Genomic DNA, 19,361 nt, shown 5'->3' with positions numbered 1-19,361 from the left:
GCGATCCGAATCGCCAAAAAAGGAAAATATGATGTATATTTGCGCCGCACTTTATAAGTTCGTCGAATTCAATGCTTTTGAATCATTTCGCCAGCCGCTATACGATTGCATGCTGGAAAATGAGGTTAAAGGCACCCTACTCCTCGCTCGCGAAGGTATTAACGGTACTATTTGTGGTACCCGTGAAGGTATCGACAAGGTATTAGCATTTATCCGCGCTCGCGATGAATTTGCTGATATTGAGCACAAAGAATCTCCTAGTGACACGCAGGCATTTTACCGCACGAAGGTTAAACTAAAGACCGAGATTGTTACTATGGGTATCGACTGGGTAGACCCGAAAAATGTCGTGGGTACTTACGTTGAAGCTAAAGACTGGAACGATCTTATTCGTGATCCCGAAGTTCTGCTCATCGACACCCGTAACGACTATGAATATGCCGTGGGCACCTTCGAAGGTGCAGTGAATCCGAAAACGGAAAGCTTCCGCGATTTCCCGCAGTACGTAAAAGACCATTTAGACCCAGAACAACATAAGAAAGTAGCGATGTTCTGTACCGGTGGCATCCGTTGTGAAAAGTCGACGGCGTATTTGAAGTCGTTAGGCTTTGATGACGTCTATCACCTTAAAGGCGGTATTTTAAAATACTTAGAAGAAGTGCCAGAGTCAGACACCAGTTGGAATGGCGACTGCTTTGTGTTTGACCAGCGCGTTACGGTGCGTCATGGCCTTCAACAAGGTGATTACGACCAGTGCTACGCCTGTCGCATGCCAATTACGGAAGCAGAAAAACAATCAGAGCATTATCAAAAAGGGGTTAGCTGCCCACATTGTTACGCTAGTACCTCAACTGAGCAGAAAGAGCGTTTCGCCGAACGCGAGAAACAAATCCAGCTCGCCAAACAACGCGGTGAAAAACATATCCGTGACGGTAAATCCGAGCAAAACCGATAAGCTTAATCGTTTGTTTCTTTTATCTGTTGCCCTTGAAAGCGTCTATACTTGGAGTCATATCTAGTTGTAGAAGCTAGAAATTTAGCAACAAGCAAGGAGACTTTAGATGCAACAATTAAACGTTATTGGTCTTGATCAGCATCATGCTGAGCAGTTGGCAGAGAAGCTAAACCAGTTGCTGTCGAATTATCAAGTGTTCTATATGAATGTCCGTGGTTTTCACTGGAACATCAAAGGGCAAGAGTTCTTCGAACTGCACGCCAAGTTTGAAGAAACCTACAACGACCTACTGCTAAAAGTAGACGAAATTGCCGAGCGTATTTTGACTTTAGGTCAACGCCCTCTGCACGCCTACTCAACGTACATTAAGAGTAGCGAGATTCAAGAAGCTAAAGATATTCACGACGGTAAAGCATGTGTTCGTGAAATTCTTGAAAGCTACCGCACCACCATTCGCTTACAGCGCGAAATTTTGGAGCTCGCCGGAGACGCAGGCGACGAAGGCACGTCGGCCTTGATGAGCGATTACATTAAAGAGCAGGAAAAAACTGCTTGGATGCTCACCTCTTACTTGGGTTCATAAGCTTTATAGTACGCAAAAAAGCCGAGGCGATTGTATCGTCTCGGTTTTTTGCTATGCTCAAGGCGGTTGTATCGAAATTCCTACACTCATAAAAGGACTGTTTCATGAATAAACTTCTCGGAATTATTTTGCTTGTCGTAGGTATTATTTTGCTTTACTTCGGTTATGAAGCCTACAACTCAGCGGCCTCTGAAGTGTCGCAGGCCGTCACAGGTGAAACCACGGATAACGCAATGTGGTACTTAATTGCCGGAGCTGTTGCCGTAATCGCAGGGCTGTACGGGACTATCCGCGGTAAGTAATCCGCGGCAAGTAAACCGCGGCAAGTAAACCGCAGTTAATTAAGTTAGCTCATTCGGAAAAGCCAATGCTTGGTTTAGCATTGGCTTTTTTTATGCCTGTTAGTCTTGTTGAACGTTCGGTAATGTCATCGCTCGAACACCCGCAATACAGCCGAGTACAATCAGCATTACCATCACTGCCTCGACACCTGCAAAGCTGTCAAGCACACCAAGTAAAATACCTAACAGAAGAATACCGCCAATAACCGTATTCGATACGGCCGTAAGCTGCCCTCGGTTATCTTGTGTCGCCATGTCAATGAGGTAGGTTTTACGCCCCACTCGAGCACCATGATGCGCAACAGCCGCAATAAAAATCAATAAACCCGCCAGCCACTGAGAGGCTAGCCAGTCTGGCGCCAACGTATAAAGCATGAGCGCAGCCGCCATCACACCCACCGCAATAAAGGCCGCCGCCGCCATAACATGATGGCTAGCTGAGTCTGACCACTTGCCCCAAAAGCGCCCCGCCAACATTCCGGCGATACCACTGGCCAACATCAATCCACCTAAACTGGTTAAGCCGCCTTCACCGCTCCGCTGAATCATCACCACAATGTAAGGAATGGCAAACGCCGACGACACCAATAAGGCCCGCGTCAGCACAAAGCTGCCAAATTGTTTGTCTTGCCAGAGCAACCGCATTGAGCGCAAGGCCTCAATTATCGCATTCCCCCCGCCTTCCGTTGCACCCGCCACTTCAGGAACTTGAGCGTAGGTTACTGCGGCCGCAAACCATAAGATCGCAGCAGTACCTAGTAAACCACTGAAAATGAGTATATTCCCTTGTTCAAGGCCGCCGCTGAGTAGGGTGGGTGCGAACAACACCACTAGCGCTGTTAACACCGACAATAGCCCGGCAACCGACGCAGCTATACCTGACAGTCGGCCACGACGGGTTTTCGATATGGTTTTACCTTGCACATCTTTAATCGACACAGAGCAAACACCACGGGCAATACTGAATATCGTCAACAAAATAACGATGGCCCAACCTAATGCGCTTTCGCGCAACGTCAACACACTGAACAACATGCCGACTAGGGCAAGCCCTTGACCGATACTGCCAAATACCCAAAACCACTTTCGAATAGGAGTTTCTCGCAGCTGTTGCGCAATCACCAGTTGCGGCAATAAGGCTAAGGATTCTCGCAGCGGCACTAAAGCACTCACAAAAGCAGACGGCGCACCTAGCGAGGTCAGTATCCACGGCAGCACCAATCGTGCGCTTACCAAAGAGTCACCGAGCTTCGTCATACTAAGAGCCACTAGGTGAGCGACAAAAGCCAACGGCTGGTCATTACACGCCGAATCAGGTATGTCTTTACAAACGCGCGCGTCTTCATCTTCAGCCAAATAACCATAAATACGATCGGTTAAGTCTCGCCCGGAAGAGTCTTGACTCATGTTCGCTCCTTAGTCGGTAATTCGTTGTAAATAATGATGTAACTCGTACCAGAGTTGGTTCACCACAGCAACCAATTCAGACCAATGGTCTAAGGTTTGGCGTTGCACCATAAAACCCGCTTCGGCTTCGTAGGCGTTTAGAAACGCATTACGCTGTGGCAGCTCAAGCTGGTTCGCGGCCATAGTGCTGGCGAGGTCAAAATAGCGCTCCCCTAGCCCAGCATATTCCCAATCAATTACCCGTGGCGTGGGTGATATAAAGATGTGATGCATGGCTAAGTCGTTATGGCAAAACACTGGCCGCGCGGCAAAACTATCAAGCAACTTGCGAAAGCCCGCTAAACGCTTGGTGAAATGTGTTGCACGCTGTTTATCAAACTCGCCCAACTGCTGACAATAACGCTGCAGCCGCTGACGCAGCGACCAAACTGAGACATCGACCGAGAGCCGATGAATATGCGCCGAGGTGTCTGCCAATTCCCGCAACTTGGTTGCCATAGGCAAGTCGGCACTGGCAAGGTCGGGATCAGGAAGAAAGCTCTGTAAGACAATACCTTGCTCGGCATCGTAATGGATTATTTCGGGGGCTAGTTGGTAATGGGCCAACTGTTCTTGAACTCGAATTTCTTGTTCACGATCGAGCCCGTAGGGGTGATTAAATCGAAATTCTTTAAGTATATAGTGAGCTTTAGTGGTGGTTATTTTATAAACATTATTCGCCACGCCGCGCAGTAGCGGCTCAGCTTTGATGACCCCACGTATCGGTAAGCTCTCTAACCACTGTTCTCGCATAATTCCCGATCTGCCTTTGCTGTGTGCCACTGCTTCATCGCGTAAACAACTAGTATAAGGTAAACGAAATAAAGTGCACCTGTGATCACAAACCCCTTACTGCTATAGAGGTAAACATAAATGGCATCAATCGCCAACCAATACCACCAGTTCGCGAATTGCTTGCGCGTTAATAACCAAGTGGCAAACAGCGAGTAGACGGTGGTATAGGCATCTAACCAGACCGCCTCGGCATTGGTGTAGCGTTGCAATAGTAAAACGATAATAAGTGCAATGACGGCTAATAGCGCAATCCATTTCACATGCCACCATGCTGCATAGGCGGTGACTTCTGTGGCTTCTTCTTGCCCCTTACCATAACGCCACTGCCACCAGCCATAGCCAGCTAACACCACATAAATGAGTTGCAGCACCGACTCCATGTACAACTTTGCATCAAACATTAAATGGGTATAGATAACGCAACTGATACCGGCGGCGAGCCAGCACCAAAGCGACTGATGCGCGGCGAGTACCAGATACACAATGGCCAGCCCCACAGCCGTCCATTCTAGCCATGAGGTTGCATTAAGTTGTTGCCATAGCTCCGACCAAGTCATCATCACCGCGCATCCTTTATTGTTGCTGACCTAAAAACGAGACTCAAAAGTGACCCCAACACGACGCGGCTCGCCGAATTGTTCGTAGGTCTCGGGGGTGTACTCGTTACGTGGGTCATTACCAAAGTAGAAGCCTCGAATACCATAGGTCTCATCGGTTAAGTTCCGCGCCCATAGGGTTAGTCGCCATGACTCACTCTGCCACGCAACGCTGGCATGCAACAACGCCATGTTATCAGCACGACTCATATGTGAATCGGAATAGTAGAAACCGTCTTTCGCATCAACCTCGAGCACGCTTCTAAGTTTAGGCGTCCAAGCATAACTTAGCCCTGCATTCACCTGATAGTTGGGCGCATGTGCTTGTTCACGACCACTCATGTCAACACCGTCTTCAGTTATAAAACCTTCGACCTCGGTATCCAACAACCCTAATGAAGTAAATAGCTGTAGCCGCTCTGTTGCCCGATAATTCAGTTCAAATTCAGCACCATAGGCATTACCCTCGGCCGCATTTTGTAAAAATCCGACGAAGCTTTGGTCACGATTCACCCACCCTTTAAGTTGCACATCATCACGCTGATGCGCAAACAGTGCGACTTGCAGGCTCAAATGACCATCGGCACTGACACGCTTATGGCCGAGTTCTAAGCTAGTCAACAGTTCTGGCGCAAAGGTTGAACGTGCCATTAGGTAGTCGCGTAACTCGCTAAGTTCGGTGTCTTGTACTTTGCCAAGAGCTTCACCATTGACGCCTCCGGCCTTATAACCCCGTGCCAATGTCGCATACCAAAGATGATCCACTTGTGGCAGGTAGCTCAGACTCAAGCGACCGCCCCACATGGTATCTTCGGGCCGTTCCTGCACGGCATTACTATCCTGATATGGGTTTCGATAACGCTCCACCCGCGCTCCAGCAGTTAAGCGCCAGCGTGGGCTAAAGTTCTGTGTCAGTTCACCGTAGGCAGCAAGGTGACGACTATCATAGGTACTATTAAATTGGTCTTGCTGATACAGATCCCAGTTAAAGAAATCTCGTACCAATTGCTCTTCGCGTTGATAGTGGTAAATACCCAGCACCCAGTCGGCTTCACCGGCCAACATTGTGACCGGTTGGGCGCTTACCCAACGAGCGTCTAGCGTATGATCGGTGCGGTCACGACGGTAAGCATCAAACGAACTGTACTCCCAGCCTGGGGCGATACCCACATAACTCCAGTCTTCGTCATAGCTATAAACACTATCGGCGGAGAGATAACTATAGGCCAACTCAAAATCAACAGCGGCACCACCATAGCTCAAAGCCCAGCGTGCGGCCGAGGTCTCTAGATCATCCTCTCCCGGCTGATCAGACAACGTCTGACGATTATGGTCCAACGAGAAGACGTCATAGCCGTTGTCTTGGTGCAAGTCGTGCAACGTGGTGCGAAGCTGCCAGTTTGAACTAAGTTCACTGACAAGGTTAAAGCGCACCGAGCGCTCCGAGCGGCGGTTAGTGTCATCACGATCAAGATAAAGGTTTTCAGTAAAACCGTCGTCGCGTTGCTGAAACACACTCAAGCGCGCACGCCCGAGCTGGGCTAACGAACCACCCACGGCAAAACCACCGCTCATGGCATCGTAGTTGCCAACGCCCAGTTGCCATACCCCTTTCGTTTCAAGGCTCGGCTGGGTACTTTCCATGACCACCATACCGGCCATCGCATCGGCACCGAAGCGCCCACTCTGAGGCCCGCGATACACTTCAACTTGGCTAATATCAAACAGTTGAGCCGCCTGCGCTAAACCACTGTAATTAATACCGTCAACTAGCAAGCCAACCGACGGCTGAATCGGATCAACAAACTGACTGCGTTCGCCGACACCACGGATCTGGATAAAACGCGCGCGCGAACTGCCGCCAGAAAAATTAACGTTGGCTAAGGCATTCAGTGCACTTTCAAGATGTAAGGCATTGCGTTGACTGAGGCGCTCTGCCACCAAAGCAGTCACACTGGTGGGTGCTTCTTGCACAGTCACACGGCGAAACTCGCCCTGAATCGTAATACGCTCTACAGCTTTTTCAGGTTCAACTTGTGCCAGGGTAGAGCTCGACGCAAGTAGCGCCAAAACTAAGTAAGACTTACGGAACATGGATTATTTCCTCAACTTCTGGTTCAGAAACAATCCGGTCGGGTGGGATTTAAAATGGACTAAGAGTGTTAGCTACCATCCCTACGCCAGTATTAACCGGATCAGGTGCAAAGGGTTTGCGATATGCATCTCAGCCTGCCTGTACGCGAACGTACAGCGGCACCCCTTGGTATTGCGCGGCGAAGTATAGCAGTGCCTTTAAATGAAGGCTAGCGCGTCGCCATAAAGTTGCTCGAGCGGTAGCCCTTGGGCATGAAAGTCATCGCGGATGACCCTGACCATCTCAAAACGCCCCGCAACGTAAACATCGGCTTCATTCAGATCACTTTGCTCTTCCAACACGGCGTGATGCACTAGGCCAATGGCTCCGTGCCAGCTTTCATCGGCATGTTCAATTACCGGCCGGTAGTGAAAGTGGCTATGTTGTTCGCTAAGTTCCCGTAGCTTTTCATCATAGTAAAGATCGGCCGCGCCACGGCCACCCCAGTACAATGTCACCGGCCGCGTACTAGCGGCACGCAAGTGGGCCTGTAAAATAGACCAAGTATACGAAAAGCCCGTACCGCCAGCGATAAGAATCATCGGGCGTTCGCTGTCGGCGCGGTAGTCTGCCTGCCCCAGCGGAACTTCGATCGTCGCCTTACCTTGCTCACGCATCTGCTCGAGCACTTCCATCGCATAAGGGTTATCTGGCGCGGCACCGATATGCAATTCAAGTGTATTCGTATTTGAAGGGCACGAAGCAATCGAGAACGGACGCTTATCACGCTCACCCATGACTACTTGCAAATACTGACCAGCACTAAAGCTGATCGCTTCTGGTAACGTCAGTATAACCCGGTAAACATTGTTCGCTAGGGTCGTCAATGTTGTGACTTCAACTTGCATTTTTTTCATTACGCTTGCGTATCCTGTTGCAGAATTCCTAGATCATCCCAAATGTCATCAACCCGTTGTTTCACCTCTTCGTCCATCACAATGGGCACTCCCCACTCACGATCGGTTTCACCTGGCCATTTGTTCGTGGCGTCCATCCCCATTTTTGAACCGAGCCCAGATACCGGTGACGCAAAGTCGAGGTAATCTATCGGGGTGTTTTCCACCAATACGGTGTCGCGTGCCGGGTCCATACGTGTGGTCATTGCCCAAATCACATCATGCCAATTACGGGCATTCACATCATCATCACAGACAATCACAAACTTGGTATACATAAATTGACGCAAAAACGACCACACCCCCATCATCACCCGTTTTGCGTGGCCAGCATATTGTTTCTTCATGGTCACTACAGCGACCCGATACGAACAGCCTTCTGGCGGCAAATAAAAATCGACAATTTCTGGAAATTGCTTTTGTAACAAAGGCACAAACACCTCGTTCAACGCCACCCCAAGTACCGCTGGCTCATCGGGTGGACGACCTGTATAGGTACTATGGTAAATCGGGTCGCGGCGATGAGTGATGTGGGTCACCGTAAATACTGGAAACTCATCTACTTCATTGTAGTACCCCGTGTGGTCACCATAAGGACCTTCCGGAGCCATCTCGCCAGGCTCTAAATAACCTTCGAGAATCATTTCAGCGTGCGCCGGTACCTGTAAGTCATTACTCAGACACTTCGTCACTTCAGTTTTGCCATCACGCAATAGGCCCGCAAACGCATACTCTGACAAACTGTCGGGTACGGGCGTCACCGCACCTAGAATCGTCGCTGGATCAGCGCCAAGGGCTACCGCAACGGGAAACCGCTCGCCCGGATGCTGCCGTTGCCATTCCTGAAAGTCCAACGCGCCGCCGCGATGTGACAACCAGCGCATGATCACTTTGTTTTTTCCTAACAGTTGTTGCCGGTAAATACCTAAGTTTTGTCGTTCTTTGTGAGGACCTTTTGTGACGGTAAGCCCCCAGGTGATGAGTGGAGCCACATCTCCTGGCCAACAGTGCTGAATGGGAAGCTTGGTTAAATCAACGTCGTCGCCACTTTGTACAACCTCCTGACAAGGCGCCTTCTTCAGCTGTTTGGGCGACATACTGAGCACTTTCTTGTACATCGGCAGCAAATTCAACGCATCGCGAAACCCTTTAGGTGGCTCAGGCTCTTTCAGAAATGCCAATAACTTGCCGACATCACGTAATGCCTCGACAGATTCCTGCCCCATACCTAAAGCAACGCGTTCGGGTGTGCCAAATAAGTTCGCCAGTACCGGAACGCTGTGGCCTTTCACATTTTCAAACAACAGCGCAGGCCCGCCCGCCTTTAATGTGCGGTCCGAGATTTCGGTCATTTCCAAATAAGGGTCGACCTGTAACTGTATTCGTTTTAGCTCGCCGCGAGCTTCCAGCATAGCTATAAAATCACGCAAATCTTGATACTTCACTGTTGGCTTCCCCGCACCTTAAATCGTCGGCTTAGTGTACCGTTTTTTATTCTGGTTTTCAGCGCTTTCAAATTCAGCTAGGCTAACCCTATTATCGGCATCTAGGGATACCACAACCCGATGGACAATTCTTTTCTCGCGCTCAGTATCATTGCTAGCTTCACCGGATTGCTCGCGCTTGTTTCGTTACTGCCGTTATCGGCCCGTACGCACTGGCTCATTCGGTTATGGGACTTTCCACGCTTACAATTGACTAGCGCCGCCTTATTGCTGCTACTCGCTTGTGCTCAATGGCTACCTGCTCAACATTGGAGTACCTGGCTCATAGTTACGGTCTTATTAGCCTGTTGCGCATGGCATTTATGGTGGGTTTTCCCATATACACCCTTAGCATCACGCTATGTTCGCCGCTACAAGCGCAAACGCGACGAAGACACTATCGCCGAACATTTGAGAATACTCACCGTAAACGTGCTCGAACCAAACCGTAATGCAGTAGATCTGGTACGAATGATCAATCGCGAACGCCCGGATATTATCGTGGCCGTCGAGACGGATGATTGGTGGGAAGAACAACTGACAGATATCGAGGACGACTTACCCCATGTGGTACGTGTACCTCAAAATAACTTGTACGGCATGATGCTTTACTCGGTATGGCCATTAGAGAATTACTCCGTCGAAACTATTGTTGAAGACAACGTCCCGTCGATACACGTTGATATACAAATGCCTGGTGGACGAGTTATTAAATTACACTGCGTGCATCCGGCGCCGCCCAGCCCCACCGAAAACAAAAAATCAAAGCCTCGCGATCGTGAGCTGCTGATCGTTGCCAAGCGGGCCGCAAAAGAGTCCGGCCCGGTCGTGGTGACAGGCGACTTAAACGATGTTGCATGGTCTCCGACAACTCGCGAGTTCCTACGCGTCAGTCAATTGCTCGACCCTCGCATGGGCCGAGGGTTCTTCAACACCTTTCACGCGAAACTGCCCTTCCTGCGCTGGCCACTCGATCACCTGTTCCACAGCGAACACTTCATGCTGGTAAAAATGCGCCGCCTGCCCAAATTCGGCTCCGACCACTTCCCGCTGCTGATTGAACTGGCGCTAAAGAAAGAGTGAGGTGACCTCTTCCCCTGATACAAACGACGGCAATTGGCTGGCAGCTCAGCATCTTTTTTATTCTTTAACTTTGTTATCGTCAATGCGTTCTGACCGCGGCTGTGGCTCGCGATAATATTCGTATATATCCGGATCGGTTTCTGCCAAGGCTTCAACGATTTCGTATCCATCGGTTAAAGTGCGCTGCAACAACGAGCGCGCGGAGGCAATTTCATTACTTTGTAACCGTTGCTGAATTTCGACGGCGATGACGTATCTACGCAGCTCCATCTGTAATATTGATAGACGCGACATTTGAAACCCTAAGGCTAGGCCGATAACGCAGAATAGAATAAAGGATAACAGGGGTCCCCAAATTTTCATTCTTCAATCTCCTTTACGCGCTTCTCTAGCACAAAGTCCCACTCTTTCTTCTGCGGTTCATTAAGAAAAAACTCATTTTGATAAAGGTCGTCAAGCTGACCATCGCGATTACTCAAGTAGAATAACTCGAGACGCCTTTTCGCTTCCGGAATGTCATCCTCCGCCAAGCTATTGTCAACAATTCTTAACACCTTTAGAAAGCCACCTTCACTCGCTAATAGTGAATTAGGAGCCATACCCACCCCCATCCACACACCAGTCAAAAGCCCTATAACGCTTGCGACAAAACTGAATAGCCACGAACGCACTCTGTAGCCCTTTTTAGATTGATTCATTGGCTTCTCCTATTTGTCTTTATGGCCTCACAAGGCCATTACGTTAATTCATCCTTATAAGAACTTAAGCTCTATAAGTATACGATATAACATACCGGCGTTGGTTCTGTTGAGCCCGAAGGACCAGTATATGCAGTTGTGCAAATGCGTCGCATAAACAGACCATTGGTGTCAACATAAGAATAAAATCCAGAATAGCCAGAGCCGTAACTCCCGCCACCGCTTGTTCTGCCCGACCCAGCAAGACGGTTTCCTGCTGCGTCTTGAGCTGTCTCGTGTAATGGCCGAAACATCGCTGTAAAAAAGCCGTTAAAAGCGAAAGCTACCGTATCCCCGTTTTCAAAACGGACTGTATATTGAAGCGGTAAATCTAATAAGAGTTGACTAAGAGAAGCTTTCATTCCGTTGGTCGTTACCGATAAAAGCGAGTCCAACGACGTAAGAATAATGAGTTCTCTATTAACGGCTACCTCATTCGCTTCATCGCTAATCATCCAACTGTATGAAGGATAGGGAACATTATAAAGTGCCTGCCCTCTCAACATTCGGTAAAGCAAACTTTCACGCTGAACCTGAGCGTCCGCTACACCAGATGAAAACGAAGTGTCCGAGTCATAAATATAGAAAGTTCCGTCGGCTGTCTGAATACTGACCCACTGGTTATAAATATCATTTAACAGTGTGTTATATGCCGATACGGCGTCTACAATATTTACATCATCATTTGTAAGAAAAGAAGTTTCTCGTACCACTCTTCCAAGTTCTGGCTCATACAAAATCCTCACAACGAATGTGCGCACTATATCAGCTACCGGATCGACGATAGCAAACCGCGCTTCATAGTGATTGGTGCCAATCGGCCAGCTCTATCTTGCCTCAAATAAAGCTTTGGTTTCAGCTTGCTCAAAAGTACAGTCTAAGCATGGAACGATCACATCTGCTCGCGCACTTGAAAAACAGAAGCCGACAATAACTACAAGAAATAATATGAACTTTTTCATTTAATTTCCTCTGAAAAACAGCAGAAACATTAAATTACATTTTTATCAAAATAAAAACAACCGTTAGAAAGCGTTGACGGCGGATTTTTCCATACGACATCGCCGCTGAAAGCTTCATTAAAAAGTACCCTCGAAATATTGGGTAGGTATTCTGTGACCAAATTCGTCGTTAACTGGTCTCAAATGAATCAAATTTCGCTTAGCCGATAAAACGGCAGGACTAACGTTTTGGACATCGGAGCATGGCGAGCATGCCCGAAGGGCGAGAGCCACAGAAGGCTTGAGTCAATCCTGTCGGCTGCGTCTTTTCTACTGGCCTGTAGCACACGTTGTTGTCTTATAAGTTCGTGTGGAGGAAAATAATGCGCCCGCTTATAGGTTTTAAAAAGGAGGTGTAAACACAAACAGCAAAACCCAACACTTTACAATAATGTTTCAGATTGTTATAAAGTTAAGTCAATTTTGCGTTTTGAAAAATGTTGGTATGGCTGACGTCACTATATGACTGATATTTAGAAGGACCTTAATGTAAATAAATTAAAGTTGTTAGCAGTATCGGCGGCTCTTATCACTTCTTTGCCCATCGCCCACGCAGCACTGAAGAAAGCCGAAACTCATCCCGCTGGAACTCTAATCGAGACTGCCGCAAACGTCGCAGGTATGAATCGGGGTGAGTTAAACCGCTCATTTAAAGTCTTGTATGCATTCGAGACTCAACAGCTCACCCTGCCCGATCTGGATGCTATGAGCGATGACTATGTCTTAGCTCAAATTGATATGAACAGCGAGCCCTACACAAAATTCGCAGGGAACGAGAGTGCGATGATTCGTTGGAAGCGGCTTGAACTCAGGGGTGAAATGTTAGCCGAAATCGCAAATGTCGAGTTTGAAAAGTTCTGGCCATTTTATCGAGCCTTCCCAACAATTCTACACAATGCGTATGATCTTATTGAAAGCCAAGCAAAACTTCAGTATCAAGCACAGTCAGGCTCCACCTATAACTATCACGTTTTCGACGATGACCCGATTGCGTATTTCGGTGATTCCGAACAGCGATTCCGGAGTTATCCGATCACCTATTAGCCGTTCTTTTTCATAACTCTCTTTTTACGCTAAGTGATCGGATTGGTCTAGTTTTCTCATCGACTCTCCTGTGAGTTCAATTCGGTGGCTGTTATGCAGTAAACGGTCAAGTAAGGCATCGGCGATGGTGGGACTCGGGATCAGTGTGTACCATTCGCTGGTAGGTATTTGACTGGCGATGATGGTGCTGGACTGTTGATAGCGTATTTCCATTACATCAAGCAGGTCATTCGCCTGACGTGCACTCAACTTTTCCATGCCCCAGTCATCCAGGATGAGTAATTTGCGCTTCGCCAACGTATTCAGCTGCTGGCGATAAGAGCCGTCGGCACGGCCAACGTTTAACTCATCCAGAAGTTCACCTAGCCGATAATAACGTGCACTGTGATGCTGTTCGCAGGCTTGTGTTGCCAGTGCACAAGCCAGATGTGTTTTGCCGCAACCAGTTGCGCCCGTAATGATAATGTTTTGGTTGTAATGCAGGTATTGTCCGCTAAGTAGTGTGGCTATTTTATCTTTTCGAAGGCCACGGCCACTGCGATAATCGATACCACTGGGTCTCGCATCGAAGCGCAATTTTGCTTGTCGAGTCAGTCGATGTACTTTGGTGTTATCACGACATAGGAGCTCATGAGTCGCAAGCAGGCCTAGTCGCTCCTCGAAGCTCATATCGGTATAGATATCCGGTTGCGCCTGCTGCTGTTGCAGAGCTTGGCAGAAGTGGCCTAGACGCAGCGCCCGTAATTGTTCGTGTAGTGAGGATAAACTCATTGTTGATGTCCTTATTGGTAGTAGTGTTGTCCACGGATGTTGTGATGGCTAACGGTTGACTGCTCATCGGTATCAGTACTGCTAAGCGGCTGTTCTTTATTATTAATCAGCAGATTCAGAATGACTTTCCGATGTGGCTGCTCCAGCAGTAATGCTTTTTGACAGGCTGCTTCAAGGCGTTCCTGCCCGTATTTACTGGCTAGATTGAGGATGGCAAGACAACTTTTTATTGCCTGTTCGGGGTGCTGTCGTCGCTGAAGTTGTGAAGCGATAACGGCGCGACTACCACTGCCGATACTCTCCCCCCAACTCAGTAGGCGTTCGGCACTCCAGCGCTGTTTGACGTGCGCATCGGGCATATGCTCTCTAATCGTGCTAAAGCCTCCGGGCTGATGTTTTCGGGGATGCTGAGCCACCACGTTACCTTGGTAGTAAAGGCAGATGATTTGCGCCGTTGCCTCCAGAGTCACGGTTTGTCCGACCAGATTGTGCGGTACGGAGTAAGCATGTTTGGCATACAGAACATGATAGTCCGGCCCAACGCGAGCCTGTTTACTATCGATGTACTCATAGCCGTACGCAGGCAGGGGCATCAAAGCAGGTTTATCAAGGCGGATATAAAGTTCATGGCGTGAACCAGGGTGAACACGCTGCTGTCGGTGATTGAGATCGATTAGCAGCTCACGGATCCGCTGGTTCAGGCTCGATAGCGTATAAAAATGCTCATGCCGTAGCCGCATTAAAATCCAACGCTCAACGATAAGCACAGCATTTTCGGCCTTTGACTTGTCTTTGGGTTTATACGGGCGAGCCGGCATGATACCGGTGTTATAATGGCGCGCCATGCGCGCATAGTTTTCATTCAGCACTGGAGCGTATCGATTCGCTTTCGTGACCGCCGAACGCAGATTATCCGGGACCAGTAACTGTGGTACGCCACCGAAGAACTCAAAGGCTCGAACATGTGCCATGATCCAGTCTTCAAGCTGTTGTGAACGGCCAGCTTCAACGTACGTGTAATTTGACGCTCCCAGAGTTGCCACGAAGATTTGTGCGTTATAGCGAACTTCGCCAGTATCAGGATTGAGGATCGGCACCGTCGGACCGCAATAATCAATAAACAGCTTATCGCCGGCTAGGTGTGACTGTCGCATACTTCGCTTTTGGGTCTTGCGCCAACTCCGATAATGTTCACAGAACTGCGTGTAACCATAAGCAGTTGCGGGGTCATTTTCGCGGTATTCCTGCCATAGAAGCAGCTTGGTCATGCCTTTGCGTTTGAGCTCCTGATGCATTTCAACAAAGTCGGGTTGGCGTTTGGCACGAGATACGCTTTTGCCTTTATAGATTGCATTCTCAAGGTCTGTATCACTACAGTCCGGCGGTAGCGGTAGCGGCCACGATAATTCACTGGCAGCAAAGCGCGATAAAATTTCACTGATCGTAGCGGGACCGACAGCACAGCATTTACTGACGTCGCGTAAACTGAGCCCAGCATTAAATCGCAGTCTCAGAATGTCTCTTATTTTACTCATTTGAGTTCTCTTTCTAGTCATGGTCAGCCAATCCTCAATACAGGTGTGTTGAGTCAAGCTTACCAGTTGATTTAGTTAGAAAAAGAACGGTATTTCGGCATTCCGATCACCGATTTCGGCAATCCGATCACCGATTTCGGCAATCCGAACAGTGATTTCGGGAAAAGTCTAAAAGTGATCGGATAAAACCGAAACAGGTGATCGGTTTAAACCGAAATGGGTGATCGGATTGAACCGAAATGAGTGTTCGGATTCATCCGAAACATGCACCGATTATCGAATGCTCAGTCTCATGTGATTACACCGACGAAAATAGTGATAGCTCTATGCGTTGGATAAAGCTGGCGGAAGAGATGCAATTGTGGGAGCTGCGGCAGCCAAAAGATTCTGTCGATTATGGTGCGGAGGCAACTATTGTGAACCCCCGACACAGGTGACCAAGTTGGCATGAGAAAGATAATGGCTGGCGGTGGATGGGGTCCAACCTCGTATACTGGTGGTGACGGCGGTGGCGATGACTTGATCACCAAAGACTTCACCCCAGTCCATAAAACTTTTGTTCGACGTCAAGATCGTACTCGCTCTCTCGTATCGACGATTCACGAGCCTAAATAATAAGCTCGCTTCTTCCCATGTCATCAGCAAGTAACCGATTTCATCTAAAATGAGCACTCGAGGATAGGTCAGTTGCTGTAGTTGGCGCTCAAGACGGTTCTCCTGCCGAGCGCGTACCAGCGCAGTCACTAACTTATCGAGCGTCATAAACATTACCCGGTGACCCGCTTCAGCGGCCTTAACGCCGAGAGCACCGGCGAGATGCGTTTTACCGACTCCCGGAGGACCGAGCATGACGACATTTTCATGTCGTTCAACGAAGCCCAAGCCACTGAGTTCACGTACGGTCTTCCTATCAACGCTGGGCTGGAAGCTGAAATCGAACTGCTCAAGGCTCTTTATCCATGGCAAGCGAGCTTGTTTAAGGCGTGCTTCAAGGCCGCGTTGATGACGCCCGCCCCATTCCTGAGCAAGAGCATGACTCCGGTGAAGCTCCCCTATAACCCCACCAATACCCAACAATTTTGACTTTTTGTTTATTTTATAATATTTACGATTTTGATTGCTGATGAACGAAAAAAACGTCGCAAAAACGGGGGACGAGGTACGTCGAGTATGATTATTCTACTTTTCCAAACATTAAAAATTTTGCTTCTCTAATCGCCAAGTCTTCGGTTTCAAATTGCCCTGAGGGATCTGGAAAAACTCTGACTGTGTATTCACACCCCTCTTCTTCATCATATTTTGTCTCATAAAGCTCAAGGGAGAAAGAGCTCCCTTGCTGGACAATATCGATGTGTTGATTATCAGAATTCGATCGTATACGTTTAATTACTTCCATCACACTTACCTCGAGTTTAACAACTACTTCTTTTAATTCTACTACCTGTACAAATCATTATCGTTTTAGGCTCCAAAACGCTATTTGTAGTAGCGTCGCGAAAGGCGTGAGTTTCTAGAGATGTACCATCTTTAGCTTTGTGTGCACTTGAACTAACTTTTTGTACATTTGCAGCGTCTATCCCATGTTGAGCTGCTATTCGGTCAGCTTGCTTTGCTGGTTGACTGATTATTGTGCCACCACCTTCGGCTAGTTCAGTTAATTGTGACTCTGAAGCCAATTGTTTTTCAAACTTCACCCCACTTATTGCTGATTCGGCCTTGCGAGAAGCACTTATAGCCATACCCGCACCGCCCGGAACAAATGGTAGTGCAAGGGCAGCTCCATCAGCTATAACCCCGATAGCATCCACCCCTGCGGCAGACCAGTTTCCTTGGTACAAGTTTTTACTAAAAGATACGATCCCCACACTTAGACTTGCAGCATCCCACAGAGATTCAGCAACTCTTCCATTCGAATCCACCATATTCAGCGGGTCATTCCCAACATAAGCATACCAGTTCATGCCATCTTTGTAGCCGATGGGGTCGGTTTGCATAAACCGGCCTAGCCGTGGGTGGTAAACCCGTGCTTTATAATAGTATAGCTCGGTGCCCGGAATGAGGATTTGTCCGGTAAAACGAAAGCGTGCGTCACTGCTGTTCTTCGGATTGCCGTAGGCGTCGTACTGATGTGCTTGCAACAGGCCGCCATTAGCGGTCATCTCGGCGATGATGCTGCCGCGCTCATCCGCCAGCAGATAACGGCGGGCATTTACCCCAGCACCTTCGTAACGAATGACCGGGTCATCGTTGCCAAGGCCATGAATAAAGCGCCGCAACAGCGTACCGTTGCTGTGATACTCAGCCACCAACTCATCGGCGTCGTACAAATAATCAATGATTTCGCCGTTATGTACTGTACGCGTTAAGCGACCGGTAGCATCGTAGCTAAGCGCGACTGTATCGTCAGAGCCGTTCGCTGTAACCAGGCGATTGTGGGCATCGTAAACGTAACTCCACCCGTCAAAGCCAGTAAGGTTGCCTGCACTGGTGTAATTCGCGTACTCCGGCACGCCATCGACAGTGACTTGCGTATACTGATTAAGGTTATTCACGCTGTAAAACTCAGTGCTTTGCGTCGGCACCTGAATTTGATAATCCGCGGTACTGACCGTTTTGCTCTGCAACTGACTGGCCGGATTATAGCTGTAACTGCTGTCGTTGAACCCCTGGTGGTCGAAATCAAGCACCCGGCCCATGCCGTCGTAGTTCAATGTGGTGATGGTGCTGCCAGCACGCTCAATGCGACTGACACGACCTGCACGGTCGTAGCTAAAATCAATCACCGCCGAAGCGCCATTTTCAAAAATGTTGGTTAAGCGCCCGCCCGCGTCATGGTTGTAGGTGACATAAAAGCCATCCGGGAACGTCGTGCGCGTACGGCGATTGGCGTTATCAAAAGTGTAGCTCAACGTGCGATTATTCGTACGCTCCGAGATACGCCGGCCCAGGCCATCATAACCGTAAGCCACCACTTGAGTTCCACGGGTGATTTGAGTTTCACGGCCCAGGCTGTCATAGCTAAAGTAAATGGTGCTTTCGTTTGGTATGACTGAGCTTGTACGCTGATCCTGGCTATCGTAGCTATGGATCAACGTCACCCCGTCACGCTTGCGAAACGCTGTCAGATTACCGTTCGCGTCATAACTATTTTGCTCATAGCTCGCATCCGGGAAGGTGGTACGGTAAACCCGGTCATGCCCATCGTAGCTGTAAAGCGTGCTATTGCCATTACCGTCTTCGCGCCTGCTGACCTCGCCATTCGCGGTATAGGCCGTGAACTGCTCAATACCCTCGGCGGCGGTACCGAGTCCCGTCAGGGTACTGATTAGATTTGAGTTCGCATCATAGCTATAGCTTGTAATGCGGTCAGGTCCGGCACTACCTTCACTGCCTAAGGTACATGCCGAAGCTGGCAATGCGCCAAAACTTGCAGCATTCATCCGCGTCGCTTCGCACCGCAACCGCCCTCGGGCGTCGTACGTATATTGCGTCGCTTTGGTTAAGGTCGATGGTGCCGCCAGCGTCGATTTGCTGACCCGGTTGTTCACATCCAGATAGTCCGTCTGGAGCGTATCTATTGTCAGGCTGGTACTGCCTCGCGAGGCAACGGTGCCACTTTGTACCAGTGTTCTGCGGGTACTCACCGTTGGGTACGTGGTTTTCTGCGCCGGGTAAAATCCGGCGGCGTTGCGTGCACCGATTTCCCACGTTGGCCGGCCGGATAAATCATAACGATACGATGTGGCATCATCACTGCCGCTTAACGGCCCGTCTTCAATGAGTTGGCGACCCACTGCATCATAGGTGTAGGTCGTCGTTTGGCTCAATGTACCACTGGCATTGGTAAGTGTTTTGCTTTGTATCAGTCCTGTCGAGCCCGAGTAGGTGTACTCTGTGATCTGGGTCTGTGCTCCACCGCATTGGCCAATGGCGCATACCGTGGTCTTGGTGAGACGATAA

The 19,361-nt window shown here is 49.0% G+C and carries 18 protein-coding genes, 1 pseudogene and 1 riboswitch; of the genes and pseudogenes, 5 read left to right on the top strand and 14 right to left on the bottom strand.

Features of this window, described 5'->3' with window-relative positions; genetic code table 11:
- The first annotated feature begins 31 nt into the window (after nucleotides 1–31).
- The 3 genes from trhO to PSI9734_RS10335 all read left to right on the top strand — a co-directional run bounded on the left by trhO (nucleotide 32) and on the right by PSI9734_RS10335 (nucleotide 1,840).
- On the top strand, nucleotides 32–955 hold the full coding sequence (trhO, locus tag PSI9734_RS10345) for an oxygen-dependent tRNA uridine(34) hydroxylase TrhO (protein WP_173921151.1): 924 nt from the start codon (nucleotides 32–34) through the stop codon (nucleotides 953–955).
- Between the two features lie 106 nt (nucleotides 956–1,061).
- Nucleotides 1,062–1,538, top strand: coding sequence for a Dps family protein (locus tag PSI9734_RS10340; protein WP_173921076.1), 477 nt, complete (start codon nucleotides 1,062–1,064; stop codon nucleotides 1,536–1,538).
- A gap of 104 nt (nucleotides 1,539–1,642) precedes the next feature.
- Complete coding sequence (locus tag PSI9734_RS10335; protein WP_173921075.1) at nucleotides 1,643–1,840, top strand: DUF3185 family protein; 198 nt, start codon at nucleotides 1,643–1,645, stop codon at nucleotides 1,838–1,840.
- 99 nt (nucleotides 1,841–1,939) lie between these two features.
- Here PSI9734_RS10335 and PSI9734_RS10330 read toward each other — a convergent pair whose 3' ends face one another.
- The 6 genes from PSI9734_RS10330 to ubiD all read right to left on the bottom strand — a co-directional run bounded on the left by PSI9734_RS10330 (nucleotide 1,940) and on the right by ubiD (nucleotide 9,191).
- Complete coding sequence (locus PSI9734_RS10330; RefSeq protein WP_173921074.1) at nucleotides 1,940–3,286, bottom strand: MFS transporter; 1,347 nt, start codon at nucleotides 3,284–3,286, stop codon at nucleotides 1,940–1,942.
- Nucleotides 3,287–3,295: 9 nt separating this feature from the next.
- A complete protein-coding gene (locus PSI9734_RS10325; protein WP_173921073.1) occupies nucleotides 3,296–4,078 on the bottom strand; it encodes a phosphotransferase in 783 nt (260 codons plus the stop codon).
- Nucleotides 4,060–4,680, bottom strand: a complete 621-nt coding sequence (gene pnuC / locus PSI9734_RS10320) for a nicotinamide riboside transporter PnuC (protein WP_173921072.1) — start codon at nucleotides 4,678–4,680, stop codon at nucleotides 4,060–4,062. The genes PSI9734_RS10325 and pnuC overlap by 19 nt, the downstream gene beginning before the upstream one ends.
- A 27-nt stretch (nucleotides 4,681–4,707) precedes the next feature.
- On the bottom strand, nucleotides 4,708–6,810 hold the full coding sequence (locus PSI9734_RS10315; RefSeq protein WP_173921071.1) for a TonB-dependent receptor: 2,103 nt from the start codon (nucleotides 6,808–6,810) through the stop codon (nucleotides 4,708–4,710).
- A 61-nt stretch (nucleotides 6,811–6,871) separates the two neighbouring features.
- A riboswitch (TPP riboswitch) is annotated at nucleotides 6,872–6,987 on the bottom strand.
- A 21-nt stretch (nucleotides 6,988–7,008) separates the two neighbouring features.
- Nucleotides 7,009–7,707, bottom strand: coding sequence for an NAD(P)H-flavin reductase (gene fre / locus PSI9734_RS10310; protein WP_173921070.1), 699 nt, complete (start codon nucleotides 7,705–7,707; stop codon nucleotides 7,009–7,011).
- The gene (gene ubiD, locus PSI9734_RS10305; RefSeq protein ID WP_173921069.1) at nucleotides 7,707–9,191 is read right to left on the bottom strand and encodes a 4-hydroxy-3-polyprenylbenzoate decarboxylase; all 1,485 of its coding nucleotides are present in this window, start codon (nucleotides 9,189–9,191) and stop codon (nucleotides 7,707–7,709) included. Before ubiD ends, fre begins: the two co-directional genes overlap by 1 nt.
- Nucleotides 9,192–9,311: 120 nt before the next feature.
- On the opposite strand from ubiD, the gene PSI9734_RS10300 reads away from it, so the two are divergent.
- Complete coding sequence (locus PSI9734_RS10300) at nucleotides 9,312–10,313, top strand: endonuclease/exonuclease/phosphatase family protein (protein ID WP_173921068.1); 1,002 nt, start codon at nucleotides 9,312–9,314, stop codon at nucleotides 10,311–10,313.
- Between the two features lie 57 nt (nucleotides 10,314–10,370).
- Here PSI9734_RS10300 and PSI9734_RS10295 read toward each other — a convergent pair whose 3' ends face one another.
- The 3 genes from PSI9734_RS10295 to PSI9734_RS10285 all read right to left on the bottom strand — a co-directional run bounded on the left by PSI9734_RS10295 (nucleotide 10,371) and on the right by PSI9734_RS10285 (nucleotide 11,763).
- Nucleotides 10,371–10,676, bottom strand: coding sequence for a hypothetical protein (locus PSI9734_RS10295; RefSeq protein ID WP_173921067.1), 306 nt, complete (start codon nucleotides 10,674–10,676; stop codon nucleotides 10,371–10,373).
- Nucleotides 10,673–11,011, bottom strand: a complete 339-nt coding sequence (locus tag PSI9734_RS10290) for a hypothetical protein (RefSeq protein ID WP_173921066.1) — start codon at nucleotides 11,009–11,011, stop codon at nucleotides 10,673–10,675. Before PSI9734_RS10290 ends, PSI9734_RS10295 begins: the two co-directional genes overlap by 4 nt.
- A gap of 71 nt (nucleotides 11,012–11,082) precedes the next feature.
- Nucleotides 11,083–11,763: a hypothetical protein gene (locus PSI9734_RS10285; protein ID WP_173921065.1), complete on the bottom strand. Its 681-nt coding sequence runs from the start codon at nucleotides 11,761–11,763 to the stop codon at nucleotides 11,083–11,085.
- A gap of 792 nt (nucleotides 11,764–12,555) precedes the next feature.
- On the opposite strand from PSI9734_RS10285, the gene PSI9734_RS10280 reads away from it, so the two are divergent.
- Nucleotides 12,556–13,095, top strand: a complete 540-nt coding sequence (locus PSI9734_RS10280) for a hypothetical protein (RefSeq protein ID WP_173921064.1) — start codon at nucleotides 12,556–12,558, stop codon at nucleotides 13,093–13,095.
- A gap of 24 nt (nucleotides 13,096–13,119) precedes the next feature.
- On the opposite strand, the gene istB (PSI9734_RS10275) is transcribed toward PSI9734_RS10280, so the two are convergent.
- The 5 genes and pseudogenes from istB (PSI9734_RS10275) to PSI9734_RS10255 all read right to left on the bottom strand — a co-directional run.
- On the bottom strand, nucleotides 13,120–13,866 hold the full coding sequence (istB, locus tag PSI9734_RS10275; protein WP_173921063.1) for an IS21-like element helper ATPase IstB: 747 nt from the start codon (nucleotides 13,864–13,866) through the stop codon (nucleotides 13,120–13,122).
- A gap of 11 nt (nucleotides 13,867–13,877) precedes the next feature.
- Nucleotides 13,878–15,422 (bottom strand): IS21 family transposase, encoded by a 1,545-nt coding sequence (istA, locus tag PSI9734_RS10270; RefSeq protein ID WP_173921062.1) that lies wholly within the window; start codon nucleotides 15,420–15,422, stop codon nucleotides 13,878–13,880.
- 390 nt (nucleotides 15,423–15,812) lie between these two features.
- Nucleotides 15,813–16,433, bottom strand: a pseudogene (gene istB, locus PSI9734_RS10265) (IS21-like element helper ATPase IstB); the annotation flags it as partial.
- Nucleotides 16,434–16,575: 142 nt separating this feature from the next.
- Nucleotides 16,576–16,797, bottom strand: a complete 222-nt coding sequence (locus tag PSI9734_RS10260; RefSeq protein WP_173921061.1) for a hypothetical protein — start codon at nucleotides 16,795–16,797, stop codon at nucleotides 16,576–16,578.
- 16 nt (nucleotides 16,798–16,813) lie between these two features.
- On the bottom strand, nucleotides 16,814–19,361 hold a 2,548-nt coding region (locus PSI9734_RS10255), incomplete at its 5' end, for an RHS repeat domain-containing protein (protein ID WP_217420783.1).

It is taken from the genome of Pseudidiomarina piscicola (assembly GCF_902806985.1).
GTDB lineage: Bacteria > Pseudomonadota > Gammaproteobacteria > Enterobacterales > Alteromonadaceae > Pseudidiomarina > Pseudidiomarina piscicola.
The sequence above is the reverse complement of the archived record's forward strand: the minus strand, read 5'-3'. Positions and strand labels throughout refer to the sequence as shown.